The organism is Streptomyces sp. NBC_00557, assembly GCF_036345995.1.
GTDB lineage: Bacteria > Actinomycetota > Actinomycetes > Streptomycetales > Streptomycetaceae > Streptomyces.
The window spans coordinates 3,992,555-4,005,782 of sequence record NZ_CP107796.1 but is presented as its reverse complement, the minus strand read 5'-3'; the positions used below and the strand labels follow the sequence as shown (position 1 = coordinate 4,005,782).

Annotated in this window: 12 protein-coding genes and 1 pseudogene; 6 read left to right on the top strand and 7 right to left on the bottom strand. The window is 71.1% G+C overall.

What is annotated here, in order from left to right:
- Positions 1–105: 105 nt before the first annotated feature.
- A complete protein-coding gene (locus OG956_RS17140) occupies positions 106–1,017 on the bottom strand; it encodes a D-alanyl-D-alanine carboxypeptidase family protein (protein ID WP_330338847.1) in 912 nt (303 codons plus the stop codon).
- 213 nt (positions 1,018–1,230) lie between these two features.
- Between OG956_RS17140 and OG956_RS17135 the strand changes: the two genes are divergently transcribed.
- The gene (locus OG956_RS17135; RefSeq protein WP_330338846.1) at positions 1,231–1,905 is read left to right on the top strand and encodes a GntR family transcriptional regulator; all 675 of its coding nucleotides are present in this window, start codon (positions 1,231–1,233) and stop codon (positions 1,903–1,905) included.
- Positions 1,902–3,212, top strand: coding sequence for an MFS transporter (locus tag OG956_RS17130; RefSeq protein WP_330338845.1), 1,311 nt, complete (start codon positions 1,902–1,904; stop codon positions 3,210–3,212). The genes OG956_RS17135 and OG956_RS17130 overlap by 4 nt, the downstream gene beginning before the upstream one ends.
- A gap of 169 nt (positions 3,213–3,381) precedes the next feature.
- Here OG956_RS17130 and OG956_RS17125 read toward each other — a convergent pair whose 3' ends face one another.
- Positions 3,382–4,206 (bottom strand): maleylpyruvate isomerase family mycothiol-dependent enzyme, encoded by an 825-nt coding sequence (locus OG956_RS17125; protein WP_330338844.1) that lies wholly within the window; start codon positions 4,204–4,206, stop codon positions 3,382–3,384.
- Between the two features lie 182 nt (positions 4,207–4,388).
- Here OG956_RS17125 and OG956_RS17120 point away from each other — a divergent pair, with 182 nt between their 5' ends.
- Positions 4,389–5,183 carry a carbon-nitrogen family hydrolase gene (locus tag OG956_RS17120; protein ID WP_330338843.1) on the top strand — a complete coding sequence of 265 codons (795 nt, stop codon included), beginning with the start codon at positions 4,389–4,391 and terminating at the stop codon, positions 5,181–5,183.
- A gap of 306 nt (positions 5,184–5,489) precedes the next feature.
- Here the strand turns inward: OG956_RS17120 and OG956_RS17115 are convergent, their stop codons facing one another.
- Positions 5,490–5,984: an LURP-one-related/scramblase family protein gene (locus tag OG956_RS17115; protein WP_330338842.1), complete on the bottom strand. Its 495-nt coding sequence runs from the start codon at positions 5,982–5,984 to the stop codon at positions 5,490–5,492.
- 31 nt (positions 5,985–6,015) lie between these two features.
- Positions 6,016–6,675: pseudogene (locus OG956_RS17110) on the bottom strand (GlxA family transcriptional regulator); the annotation flags it as partial.
- Between OG956_RS17110 and OG956_RS17105 the strand changes: the two are divergent.
- Complete coding sequence (locus OG956_RS17105; protein ID WP_443065569.1) at positions 6,668–6,943, top strand: hypothetical protein; 276 nt, start codon at positions 6,668–6,670, stop codon at positions 6,941–6,943. The pseudogene OG956_RS17110 and the gene OG956_RS17105 overlap by 8 nt on opposite strands.
- A gap of 29 nt (positions 6,944–6,972) precedes the next feature.
- On the top strand, positions 6,973–8,781 hold the full coding sequence (locus OG956_RS17100) for an NHL domain-containing thioredoxin family protein (RefSeq protein ID WP_330338841.1): 1,809 nt from the start codon (positions 6,973–6,975) through the stop codon (positions 8,779–8,781).
- A gap of 31 nt (positions 8,782–8,812) precedes the next feature.
- Here OG956_RS17100 and OG956_RS17095 read toward each other — a convergent pair whose 3' ends face one another.
- From OG956_RS17095 to OG956_RS17085, 3 genes are all read right to left on the bottom strand, one after another.
- On the bottom strand, positions 8,813–9,067 hold the full coding sequence (locus OG956_RS17095) for a DUF6458 family protein (protein WP_330338840.1): 255 nt from the start codon (positions 9,065–9,067) through the stop codon (positions 8,813–8,815).
- An 88-nt stretch (positions 9,068–9,155) separates the two neighbouring features.
- Positions 9,156–10,454: a M18 family aminopeptidase gene (locus tag OG956_RS17090; RefSeq protein WP_330338839.1), complete on the bottom strand. Its 1,299-nt coding sequence runs from the start codon at positions 10,452–10,454 to the stop codon at positions 9,156–9,158.
- A 73-nt stretch (positions 10,455–10,527) separates the two neighbouring features.
- Positions 10,528–12,354, bottom strand: a complete 1,827-nt coding sequence (locus OG956_RS17085; protein WP_330338838.1) for an acyl-CoA dehydrogenase — start codon at positions 12,352–12,354, stop codon at positions 10,528–10,530.
- 322 nt (positions 12,355–12,676) lie between these two features.
- Here OG956_RS17085 and OG956_RS17080 point away from each other — a divergent pair, with 322 nt between their 5' ends.
- Positions 12,677–13,156, top strand: a complete 480-nt coding sequence (locus tag OG956_RS17080; protein ID WP_330338837.1) for an SseB family protein — start codon at positions 12,677–12,679, stop codon at positions 13,154–13,156.
- Positions 13,157–13,228 lie beyond the last annotated feature (72 nt).

The following is a 13,228-nucleotide window of genomic DNA, read 5'->3' as shown; positions in this document are numbered from 1 at the left end:
GTCCCAATGCCTCCGGCTGCGGCACACTGCCGCAGACGCGGACGAGTCCGCACATGCGAACGGGCCCGCCGTTTGCGCGGCGAGCCCGTCAGTGCCTCAGGTGTGTCAGCCGAGCGTGGCGAAGCCGTAGTTCATGATCTTCTTCGCGTCCGACTCCCGGTTCGGGATGGAGGTGGAGGCGAGGACGGTGCCGATGACGGTCTTGCCGTTGCGGGTGGCGGCGAAGACCAGGCAGTAGCCGGCCTCCGGGCCGGAGCCGGTCTTCACGCCGATGGTGCCGCTGTAGCTGCTGAGCAGCCCGTTGGTGTTGGTCCACGGGGCCATCGTGCGGGTGCTGCCGGTCTTGGTGATCGTCTTCGCGGTGTACGACTTCGTCTTGACGATCGCGCGGAACGTGGCGTTCTTCATCGCGCTGCTGGCGATCTTCGTCAGGTCGCGCGGGGTCGAGTAGTTGCTGCCGTTGCCGATGCCGTCGAACGAGTCGAAGTGGGTGTTCGTGAGGTTGAGGCTCTTGGCGGCGGCGTTCATCTTGCCGATGAAGTTGCTCACGCGCGCGGCGCGGGTGGAGCCGGAACCGTAGGTGTCGGCGAGCGCGTAGGCGGCGTCGCAGCCGGACGGGAGCATCAGGCCGTACAGCAGCTGGCGGACGGTGACCTTGTCGCCGACGATCAGGTGGGCCTGGGAGGCGTTGTTCTTGACGACGTAGTCGCTGTACGCCTTCTGGATCGTCACCTGCTTGTCGAGGTTGAGGTTCGACTGCGCGAGCACGACCTTGGCGGTCATGATCTTGGTGGTGGAACCGGTTGAGCGACGGGTGTCCGCCGCCTTCTTGAACAGCGTCGTACCGCTCGCGTTGTTCATCGCGTAGCCGCCCTTGGCGATGATCGAGGGCGTGGTGACGGCCTGAGCGGGAGCTGCGGTGAGGGCGCCGGTCGCGAGCAGCGCGCCGGAGGTGACGGCGACGGCGGCGGCTCTGCGGATGCTGGTGCTGCGGGTGCCCTTAATGCCGGTAATCAAAGTGATGTACCCCGATAGTCGTGAATGCCCCTGTAGTGCGGCCGAGTTGAGGTGGCGAGAGCAAGAGGCCGCAAGTGTGAGACACGTAAGTAGCACAGAAGGTTGCACGGATGCTGCAGGAGATCTTCGTCGCACGGGGCGCCGGGCTCGACGTCCCGTCCGGATGGTGGACGCCGCTGCACCTTGCGTACGTGTTGTATCTATGCTGTGGCCATGAAGACGGCCGTACAGCAGCCGGCCCGCCGGCACGACAAGCCCCCGCCCGCCGCCGACCGCGTGTACGCCCATGTCAAGCAGGGCGTGCTCGACCGTCGCTACGAGGGCGGCACCCTCCTCACGGAGGGCGAGCTGGCCGAGGCCGTCGGGGTCTCCCGCACGCCCGTGCGCGAGGCGCTGCTGCGGCTGGAGGTCGAGGGCCTGATCCGGCTGTATCCGAAGAAGGGCGCCCTGGTCCTGCCGGTCTCCGCGCAGGAGATCGCCGACGTGGTGGAGACCCGCCAGCTGGTCGAGGAGCACGCCGCGCGCAAGGCCGTACCCGCCCCGCCCGCGCTGCTCGAGCGGCTCGCCGAGCTGCTGGAGCAGCAGAAGGCGCAGGCCGCCGCCGGTGACCTGGCCGGGGCCGCGGTGACCGACCGCTGCTTCCACGCCGAGATCGTGCGCAGCGGCGGCAACGAGATCCTGTCCCGGCTCTACGACCAGCTGCGCGACCGGCAGCTGCGGATGGGAGTCGCCGTCATGCACTCCCACCCCGACCGGATCGCCAAGACGCTCGCCGAGCACGAGGAGATCCTGCGGGCGCTGAGCGCCGGGGACGCGGAGGCGGCCGTCGAGGTCGTGCACCGGCATGTGACCTGGTTCGAGCACCTCGCGCGGGGTGAGGTCCGATGAGCACCCCGGCACGGAACCCCACCCTCCCGGGTGATCCGCCGGGCGGCCGACGCGCCGTCACCGTGTGGTGCACGGGCGTCGCCGTCTACTTCGTCGCCGTCATCTTCCGTACGTCACTGGGGGTGGCGGGACTGGACGCGGCGGACCGCTTCCATGTGAACGCCTCCGCCCTGTCGACGTTCTCCATCCTCCAGCTGCTGGTCTACGCCGGCATGCAGATACCCGTCGGCCTGCTCGTCGACCGGCTCGGCACCAAGAAGGTGCTGAGCATCGGGGCGGTGCTGTTCACGGCCGGGCAGCTGGGCTTCGCCTTCTCCCCGTCCTACGGCACCGCGCTCGCCTCGCGTGCGCTGCTGGGCTGCGGCGACGCGATGACCTTCATCAGCGTGCTGCGGCTCGGCACCCGCTGGTTCCCGGCCCGGCGCGGACCGCTGGTCGCGCAGCTCGCGGGGCTCGTCGGCATGGCGGGCAACCTGGTCTCCACACTGGTCATCGCCCGGCTGCTGCACGGCATCGGCTGGACCGCGGCGTTCGCCGGCAGCGCGCTCGCGGGCGTCGTCGTCCTCGTGCTGACGCTGCTGTTCCTCAAGGACCACCCCGAGGGGTACGAGCCGGAGCCCGTCGCGCACCAGGGCGCGGCGTACGTGCGCCGGCAGATCGCGGCGGCCTGGCGGGAGCCGGGGACGCGGCTCGGGCTGTGGGTGCACTTCACCACGCAGTTCCCGGCCATGGTGTTCCTGCTGCTGTGGGGGATGCCGTTCCTGGTGCAGGCGCAGGGGCTCAGCCGGGCCACGGCCGGTGACCTGCTCACGCTGGTCGTGCTGTCCAACATGGTGATCGGTCTGGTCTACGGCCAGATCGTCGCCCGGCACCATGCGGCCCGGCTGCCGCTGGCGCTGGGGACGGTGGGAGCGACGGCGACGCTGTGGGCTGCGACGCTGGCGTATCCCGGGGCGCACGCGCCGATGTGGCTGCTGGTCGTGCTGTGCACGGTGCTGGGCGCGTGCGGGCCGGCCTCGATGATCGGGTTCGACTTCGCCCGGCCGGCGAATCCGCCGGAGCGGCAGGGGACGGCGTCGGGGATCACCAACATGGGTGGTTTCGTCGCCTCGATGACGACGCTGTTCGCGATCGGGGTGCTGCTGGACGCCACGGGGGACCACTACGGCGTCGCGTTCTCGGCGGTGTTCGTGCTGCAGGCGCTCGGGGTCTCGCAGATCCTGCGGCTGCGGGGGCGGGCGGCTCGGCGTGAGCGTGAGCGGCTGGTGGCGAGCCGGGTGGAGACGGTGCACGTGCCTGCGGCCTAGCTCCGACGCCGACGCTCTCCCGCGCCGACGCTCTCCCACCCACGCGCCACCCGTTTCCAGTCGCTCGAGAAGCCGCCCGACGTCGCTCGAGGAGCCGCCCAGCCTTCCCGGCTCCGCGCCGTCGGCGGCTCTCCGTCACCACCGCCGCTCGCGCCCTGCGGGGCACCCCCTACGGCGTCACCGTGAAGTTCGCCAGGATCGCTGCCGTCAGGGCCGGGTCGCCCTCGGTCTTGACCCGGTCGGCGACCGCCTCGGGGGTGACGCGGCCGCAGGCGAGGCGGACGTAGGTCTCCCAGTCGAGGGTGAGGGTGGCGGCCGGGCCGAGGGCCGGGGTGGCTTCCAGGGTGCCGCGGCCCTGGATGTCGACGCGGACCGTGCGCAGGAACTCCACCGGGCCGTGCACGTCGAAGACGATGGCCGAACTGCGCGGCGCGTCCGCGTCCTTCGCGACGACCTTGGGGAGCGCGTCCAGGAGGACGTCGCGGGTCACGTACGCACCCGGGGAGTCCAGGTTGCCGGGGCGGCCGAGGGCCGTACGCAGGTCCTGTTCGTGCACCCACACGTCGAAGGCGCGCATGCGGTAGGCCTGTTCCAGCGTGATCTCCTTGCCCAGCGGGCCGCGCACCATGGTGCCGGGGTCACGGGACTCGTTGCGCAGCTGCCGGTTGCGGCGGATGACCGTGTACTCCAGCTCGGCCGTCATCTCCGGCGCCGTGTGGTGGCGGCGGACGTCGACCTGCATCTCCATGTACCGCTGGTGCTCGGTGGTGACATGGAACAGGTCGCGGGGCAGGGAGTGGATCGGGCGCGGGTCGCCGAGCATCTCGCACTCCATGCCGATGACGTGCGACACGATGTCCCGAACCGACCAGCCCGGGCAGGGGGTCCGCCGGTTCCACTCGCCCTCGACGAGCGGCTGCACCATCTCGGATATCGCTTCGATGGAGTGCGTCCAGGCATCGGCGTAGGGCTGGAGGGTGGGATGCAGACTCACGGAACGGGACCCCTCGGCGGTCGGTACACGGGCAGGTTGTGGCGGCGGTGCCAGCGGGCGGTGGCTGCACTTCGGCGGGTGTCTGGGAGGCTAAGTTACGCTCCCCGCAGGCACCCCGGCAGTGCTTTCGTGTGACGATCGTAGGCCGGTGTGGACGACTCGAATGCCAGGACGGTGGTAGTGTGCGCGCCTCGCTGATCCAGATCGCTGTGAACGAGGACGAATCGGTCGAGTCCCGGCGGCAGCGGGTGGCCGCACTGGTCCGGGAACAGGCCGGTGCCGACCTCGTCGTCCTGCCCGAGCTGTGGACCACCGGCGCCTTCGCCTACGAGGAGTTCGGCCGCGAGGCCGAGCCGCTGGAGGGGCCGACGCACGAGGCGATGGCCAAGGCCGCGAGCGACGCGGGCGTGTGGCTGCACGCGGGGTCGATTCCGGAGCGTGACCCTGACGGGCCCCTCTACAACACCTCTCTCGTCTTCTCCCCCTCCGGTGAACTGGCCGCCGCCTACCGCAAGATCCACCGCTTCGGCTTCGACAAGGGCGAGGCCGTCCTGATGGGCGCCGGGCGGGACCTGGTGACGGTCCGGCTGCCCGGGACCACGCTCGGCGTGGCCACCTGCTACGACCTCCGTTTCCCCGAACTCTTCCGTGCCCTGGTCGACGCGGGCGCCGACACCCTGGTGATCCCGGCGGGCTGGCCCGAGCGACGGCGCTCGCACTGGACGCTGCTGGCTCAGGCACGGGCGGTGGAGAACCAGGCGTTCGTGCTCGCGTGTGGAACGGCCGGCACCCACGCGGGAGTTCCCCAGGCGGGTCACTCGATCGTGGTGGACCCGTGGGGCGAGGTGCTCGCCGAGGCGGGCCCGGACGAGGAGATCCTCACCGTCGACCTCGACCCCGCGAAGGTGGCGGCCACCCGCGAGCAGTTCCCGGCGCTGAAGGACCGCGTGCTGGGCCTGGAGCCGCCGCGCCGCTAGCGGGCGACCGCTGGGCCTGGAGCCGCGCGCCGACGGGCGGCCGATGTGCCTTGAGCGCTGTACGCCGGTCGGCGACCACTGACTTGAAGCTGCCGCGACGCCGGCGACCGGTCGGCCTGGAGCCGCCGCGACGCCGACGGGCGACCGATTGGGGCTGATCCGCGACAGCATCGGCGTGCGATCGGTTGCGGCCTGACCCTCGCGGCATCGGCGGGCGACCGGTTGACCTGAGCCCTCGTACCGCCGGCGGGCGACCGCTGGGCCTGGAGCGCCCTGTGGTGCCAGAGGGCGGGCGGGTCGGCGGTGTCAGTCGTCCTCCCGCTCCTTCTGCGCCAGGTGGATCACGCACACCGCCACCGCGACCAGCAGGGCCGGGTCGGCGTCCTCGCGCACGATGTCGATGCCGTAGGTGTCCCGGAGGGTGAGCCGGCGGCGGGAGATCACGGCCAGGAGCTCGCCGTCGTACTCGATGGCGAACTCGTGATCGAGGATCCTGCCGCTGACGTCCAGTTCGGTGCCGTCGACCAGCGACACCCGGTAGTGGTGGCGCAGCAGGGACAGCCGTTTGCGCCGGATGGTCGCCAGGCCCTCGCCGTCCCGCTCGATCACCATGGTGTCGCGCAGCGCGAACATCTTCTGGTGGATGTCGATGAGCACCCGCCCGTGGGCGTCCTTCAGCTGGAAGGTGTCCCGCAGCCGCATGGCCTTGCCGTCGACGAGGAAGACCTTGCGGCCGTGCTCGTCCTCGATCCAGTAATCGTCGCCGATGCCGAGCAGCCGGTCGTGTACGAGGAGTCTCATGCGGGTACCGTTCCCCGCCGCGCGTTGATCGTCACGGCGCCGCCGGCCCGAAACGCCTCCGGTACGCCGACGGGCTGAGCCCCGTCTCCCGGCGCAGCCGCGCCCGCAGGTTGGCCGCCGTACCCAGGCCGCTGCGGGCCGCGACGACGTCCAGGCGCTCCTCGCCCCGCTCGATGAGGCGGCACGCAAGGGCCACCCGTTCTCCGGTCAGCCACGCCAGCGGGGTGGTGCCCAGTTGGGCGCGGAAGCGGCGGTGCAGGGTGGCGGGGCTGACGGCCGCGCGGGCGGCGAGGTCCGCCACCGTCAGCGGATCGCCCAGCCGCTCTTGTGCCCAGGCCAGCAGCGGGCCGAGGGACTCGTCGGGCACGTCGGGCACCGGCCGCTCCACGAACTGCCGCTGGCCGCCGTCGCGGTGGGCGGCGAACACCAGGCGCCGGGAGACGGCGGCGGCGAGTTCGGCGCCGTGGTCGCGGCGCCAGAGGTGCAGCCCGAGGCCGAGGGCGGCCGCGCTGCCGGCGGCGGTGAGGACGTCGCCCTCGTCGACGAAGAGCACGTCCGGCTCCAGCAGCACCTTGGGATGCAGGTCCCGGAAGGCGTCCGCCCACATCCAGTGGGTGGTGGCCCGGCGCCCGTCCAGCAGCCCGGCCTCGGCGAGGGCGAAACTGCCCGTGCAGAAGCTGACGATGCGCGCCCTGGGCCTGCGCGAGCCGGCCGGGGCGCGCACGGTCGTCCTGACCAGCGGCTCGGTGTTCACCGTCCCGCGCGGCACCTACCACAAGCCGTCCGCGCCCCGGCGCGCCGAAGTCCTCCTGTTCGAGCCCACCCGCACCCTCACGGTCGGCGACCGCCAGGAGGATGTGCCCGCCCACGTGGACGTCAGGGCTCAGGGCAGGGGGCAACGGTTCGATCCTGAGAAACGGCTCCGGATCGTCTGGGTGGGCGCAAGCCACGAGGAATAGCTCAGGCCTGGGTGTGGTTGGTCCCGATCATGGCGAAGCACGCACGCGTTCGCGCCCCCGAACTGATCGGCAAGGGCGGCTGGATCAATACGGGTCACAAGGAGCTCAGCCTTGCCGGGCTCCGAGGACGCATCGTAATTATTGATTTTTGGACATTTTGTTGCGTGAACTGCCTGCACGTCCTGGACGAGCTGCGCGAGCTGGAGGAGAAGCACCGGGACACGGTGGTGATCATCGGGGTGCACTCGCCGAAGTTCGTGCACGAGGCCGAGCACCAGGCGGTGGTGGACGCGGTGGAGCGCTACGGCGTGGAGCACCCGGTGCTGGACGACCCGGAGCTGTCCACCTGGAAGCAGTACGCGGTGCGTGCCTGGCCGACCCTGGTGGTGATCGACCCGGAGGGGTACGTGGTCGCGCAGCACGCGGGCGAGGGGCACGCGCACGCCATCGAGCGGCTGGTCGGGGAGCTGGAGGCGGAGCACGGGGCGAAGGGCACGCTGCGCCGTGGGGACGGGCCGTACGTGCCGCCCGAGCCGCAGCCCACCACCCTGCGCTTCCCGGGCAAGGCGCTGCTGCTGCCGTCGGGCAACTTCCTGGTCAGCGACACCACCCGGCACCAGCTGGTGGAGCTGGCCGAGGACGCCGAGACGGTCGTACGGCGCATCGGCTCCGGCTCGCGCGGGTTCGCCGACGGCGGCCCGGAGAACGCCTCCTTCAACGAGCCGCAGGGGCTCGCCCTGCTGGAGGACGGCGCGGTGGTGGTGGCCGACACCGTCAACCACGCCCTGCGCCGCCTGGACCTCGCCTCCGGCGGGGTGACCACCCTGGCCGGCACCGGGCGGCAGTGGTGGCAGGGGTCCGCCACCGCCGGGCCGGCCCGCGAGGTCGACCTCTCCTCGCCGTGGGACGTGGCGGTGTTCGCCGGCAAGGTGTGGATCGCCATGGCGGGCGTGCACCAGCTGTGGACGTACGATCCCGAGGCGGGCACGGTCGGCGTGGCGGCCGGCACGACCAACGAGGGGCTGGTGGACGGACCCGGCGCCGAGGCCTGGTTCGCTCAGCCCTCCGGTCTCGCGGCCACCGCCGAGCGGCTGTGGCTGGCCGACTCCGAGACGAGCGCCCTGCGCTGGGTGGACCTGGACGGACACGTCCACACCGCGGTCGGCACCGGGCTGTTCGACTTCGGGCACCGCGACGGCGCCGCCGGGCAGGCCCTGTTCCAGCATCCGCTGGGCGTGACGGCCCTCCCCGACGGCTCGGTGGCGGTCGCCGACACCTACAACCACGCCCTGCGCCGCTACGACCCGGCGACCGGCGAGGTCACGACCCTGGCCACGGATCTGCGCGAGCCCAGCGACGCCGTGCTCGCCGGCGAGGACATCGTGGTGGTGGAGTCGGCCCGGCACCGGCTGACCCGGCTGCGGCTGCCGGAGGAGGCGGTGCGGGTGGAGGCGGTCGCCCACCGCACCCAGCGGGCGGCGACCGAGGTCGCGCCCGGCAGGCTCCGGCTGGACGTCGTCTTCCAGGCCCCGGCCGGCCAGAAGCTGGACACCCGGTACGGCCCCTCCACCCGCCTGCTGGTCTCCTCCACCCCGCCCGAGCTGCTGCTCGGGGGCGAGGGCGCGGACACGGACCTCTCCCGCGACCTGGAGCTGAACCCGGAGGTCGCCGAGGGCGTCCTGCACGTCTCGGCCATGGCGGCGAGCTGCGACGACGACCCGGCCAACGACTACCCCGCCTGCCACGTCCACCAGCAGGACTGGGGCGTCCCGGTCCGTCTCACCGCGGACGGCGCGGACCGCCTGCCCCTCGTCCTGGCCGGGATGGACGAACAGTAGGCAGGCAGGTTCACCGGATCAAGGACCCTCCTCAGACGCCGTAGCCGTCGCTGTAGCCGTCGACGTGGTGGTGATGGTGGTGCGGTTCCTCCTCGACCACCGGCGTCGGCGGCATCACGACCCGCCGGCGCCGGGCGATTCCGCTGAAGGTCGCCACGCCGATCAGGCCCACGGCCATCAGGATCACGCCGACGACGGTCAGGTTGACACCGTGCATGTGCCAGTCGGTCGCGAACGTGAGGATGGCCCCCACGGCGATGAGGATGATGCATCCTCCGAGCCCCATGAGAAGTCGCCTCCCCTTTCGGTTCCGGAATCTCCGGTGCCGTCCGGGTACCCGGCGAGGCCCCGACTAGCCGTCGGCGGCGCCCGGATCAGCCCTCCAGAAAGGCCGTCAGGGCGTTGGCCAGCAGGAACGGGTCGTCGGCGCCGCACAGTTCGCGCACGCTGTGCATCGAGAGGATGGCCACGCCGATGTCCACGGTCCTGATGCCGTGCCGGGCCGCGGTGATGGGACCGATCGTGGTGCCGCAGGGCATGGAGTTGTTGGAGACGAACGACTGGAACGGCACGCCCGCCTTCTCGCAGGCGGCGGCGAACACGGCGCGGCCCGAACCGTCCGTGGCGTAGCGGTTGTTGACGTTCACCTTGAGGATCGGGCCGCCGTTGACCCGCGGGTGGTGCGTCGGGTCGTGCCGCTCCGCGTAGTTGGGGTGGACGGCGTGGCCCGTGTCGGAGGACAGGCAGACCGTGCCGGCGAAGGCGCGGGCCCGGTCCTCGAAGGAGCCGCCGCGCGCGAGGACCGAACGCTCCAGCACCGTGCCGAGCAGCGGGCCGTCGGCGCCCGTGTCGGACTGGGAGCCGTTCTCCTCGTGGTCGAACGCGGCCAGTACGGGGATGCGGGTGAGCCGGGCGCCGGAGGTGGCGACGGCGGCCAGCGCGGCCGTGCCCGCGTGCACCGACAGCAGGTTGTCCATGCGCGGACCGGCGACCAGTTCCCGGTCCCGGCCGAGGTAGGCGGGGGCCTCCACGGGGTGCGTCATCAGGTCCCAGCCGGTGACCGAGCCGGCGGCCAGCCCCGCCTCCTGCTCCAGGAAGGCGATCAGGTCGCCGTCGGTGACGTCGTCGCCGAGGCCCCAGACCGGCTGCAGATGGCGCTGCTTGTCGAGCTTGAGCCCCTCGCTGCTGACGGAACGGTCGAGGTGGATGGCGAGTTGGGGGACGCGCAGCAGCGGCCGGTCCACGTTCACCAGGACCGTGGAGCCGTCGCGCAGGCTCAGCCGGCCGGCCAGGCCCAGGTCGCGGTCCAGCCAGGAGTTCATCAGCGGGCCGCCGTAGATCTCGACGGCCACCTGGCGCCAGCCGTGCGCCCCGCTGTCCGGGCGCGGCTTGATCCGCAGGTTCGGGGAGTCGGTGTGGGCGCCGACGATGTGGAACGGCGTGTGCGCCTCGGCGCCTTCGGGGACGTACCAGGCGATGATCGCGCCGCCGCGCAGCACGTACTTGCCGCCCTTGGCGCCGTCCCAGGCGTCCGTCTCGGCCACCTGCCGGAAGCCGGCCTTCTCCAGCCGTTCGGCGGCGGCCGCCACGGCGTGGTACGGCGTCGGGCCGGCCGCGAGAAAGGACATCAGGTCGTCGGTGTGGCCGCGGTCGAAGCGGACTGGTGCGCTCATGGATTCACCTTAACGACGTGCACGGGCCCGCTCCCGGAAAGGGAGCGGGCCCGCACAGGGTATCTACAGAGCCTCAGAACGCGGCTTCGTCCAGTTCCATCAGGTCCAGGTCCACACCGGAGGCGACCTTGCGGGCGAGGGTGACGCCCGGCAGGACGTTCGCCGCGAAGAACTTCGCCGCGGCGATCTTGCCGGTGTAGAACGCCTTGTCCTTGGCGGAGGCGGTGGGCAGCTTCTCGGCGGCGACCGCGGCGCCCTTGAGCAGCAGGTAGCCGACGACGACGTCGCCGGAGGCCATCAGCAGGCGGGTGGTGTTCAGGCCCACCTTGTAGATGTTCTTGGTGTCCTGCTCGGTGGCGGCGAGGTCGGTCAGCATCAGGCCGACGATCGCCTCCAGCTCCACGGCGGCCTTGGCCAGGTGCTCGCGGGCGCCGGCCAGCTCCTCGCCGCCGGTGCCGAGCGCCAGGAACTTCTTGATGTCCTCGGCGAGGGAGTTCAGCGCGGCGCCCTGGTTGCGGACGATCTTCCGGAAGAAGAAGTCCTGGCCCTGGATCGCGGTGGTGCCCTCGTACAGGGTGTCGATCTTGGAGTCCCGGATGTACTGCTCGACCGGGTACTCCTGCAGGAAGCCGGAGCCGCCGAAGGTCTGCAGCGACTGGGCGAGCTGCTCGTAGCCCTTCTCGGAGCCGTAGCCCTTGACGATGGGCAGCAGCAGGTCGTTCAGGGCGTGCTCGGCGGAGGCGTCCTCGCCGGCGGCCTCCTTGATCTGGATCGCGTCCTGGATCGAGGCGGTGTACATCACCAGGGCGCGCATGCCCTCGGCGTACGCCTTCTGCGTCATCAGCGAGCGGCGCACGTCCGGGTGGTGGGTGATGGTGACCTTCGGCGCGGTCTTGTCCATGAAGTTCGCCAGGTCCGGGCCCTGGACGCGCTCCTTGGCGTACTCCAGCGCGTTGAGGTAGCCGGTGGACAGCGTGGAGATCGCCTTCGTGCCGACCATCATGCGGGCGAACTCGATGATGCGGAACATCTGGCGGATGCCGTCGTGCTTGTCGCCGATGAGCCAGCCCTTGGCGGGGTGCTTGTCGCCGAAGGTCATCTCGCAGGTGTTGGAGACCTTCAGGCCCATCTTGTGCTCGACGTTGGTGGCGTAGACGCCGTTGCGCTCGCCCAGCTCGCCGGTCTCGAAGTCGAACAGGTACTTCGGCACGAGGAACAGGGACAGGCCCTTGGTGCCGGGGCCGGCGCCCTCGGGACGCGCGAGCACGTAGTGGAGGATGTTCTCCGACATGTCGTGCTCACCGGAGGTGATGAAGCGCTTCACGCCCTCGATGTGCCAGGAGCCGTCCTCCTGCTGGATCGCCTTGGTGCGGCCGGCGCCCACGTCGGAGCCCGCGTCGGGCTCGGTGAGCACCATGGTGGAGCCCCACTGCTTCTCCACGGCGATCTTCGCTATGTGCTTCTGGACCTCGTTGCCCTCCTCGAAGAGGATGCCGGCGAACGCCGGGCCGGAGGAGTACATCCACACGGCCGGGTTGGCGCCCAGGATCAGCTCCGCGTAGGCCCAGATCAGGGAGCGCGGCGAGGTGGTGCCGCCGATCTCCTCGGGCAGGCCGAGCCGCCAGTACTCGGAGTCCATGAAGGCCTGGTAGCTCTTCTTGAAGGACGCCGGGACCGGCGCGGTGTTGGTCTCCGGGTCGAAGACGGGCGGGTTGCGGTCGGCGTCGGCGAAGGACTCGGCCAGCTCGTTCTCCGAGAGGCGGGTCATCTCCTCCAGGATGCTCTTCGCGGTGTCGACGTCCATCTCCTCGAACGGGCCGGTGCCGTACACCTTGTCGCGGCCGAGTACTTCGAAGAGGTTGAACTCGATGTCGCGGAGATTCGCCTTGTAGTGCCCCATGGTCACGGCTCCGTAGAGGGATCGGCGAGGCACTGACTCCTCGCACCTAGTTCACGTACCAACAAGTAGCCACGATGATGCTACCCGCCGGTAATAAGAAGCAAGCCCCGCCCCCGCAAGTGTGAGAAGGGTCTACTCCTCGGCGGCCGGGAACCGGACCGTGCGCCCGCCCGTGAGCAGCGCGCGGGGCGCGGCGGCCGGCCGCCGCGGCCGCCCGCGCGGAAGGCGGGTGACCGCCCGGTATGCGCACCGCCCGGGCGTCGGCCGGGGGTTGGATCCCGCGGCGCCCCACGGCGCCGCCCGCCCTCGGTACTCTTGCGCCATGTACGGATACGGCCAGCCCATGGACGGCGCCGCCGCCCAGCAGCAGTACGCCCCGCCGCAGCAGCCCGGCGGTGTCGGCGGGTACGGCCAGCAGCCGCCGCTCTACCCGGAGCCGTCCCCGCCCTCGCTCGCCGACGCGGTGCGCGCCTTTACGACCGGGCAGATGTCCGCCGAGGACTTCCAGCAGATCTTCGCCACGTCGAAGGTGTACTGCCCGCGTGGCGACACCCCCGGCTTCCTGGCCCTGCACAACACCCAGCAGCCGGTGATCCCCATGTTCACCTCGCTCAAGGAGCTGCGCCGGTACGCGGGCAAGGAGTCCAAGTACTTCGTCATCACCGGCGCCGAGGTGATCGACCTGCTGCCCACCGGCTACGGCTTCGTCCTGGACATGGAGGGGGAGCACCGGATGGTGTTCGACGCGAAGGCGGTGGAGCAGATGGTCGACTTCGCGATGCGCCGGATGTATGGCGGCTAGGCGCCATTGCTCCGCCGACGGCTGACGGCCGTCGCCGCCCGCGAGCCCGGAGGGAATGCCCTCCGGGCTCGT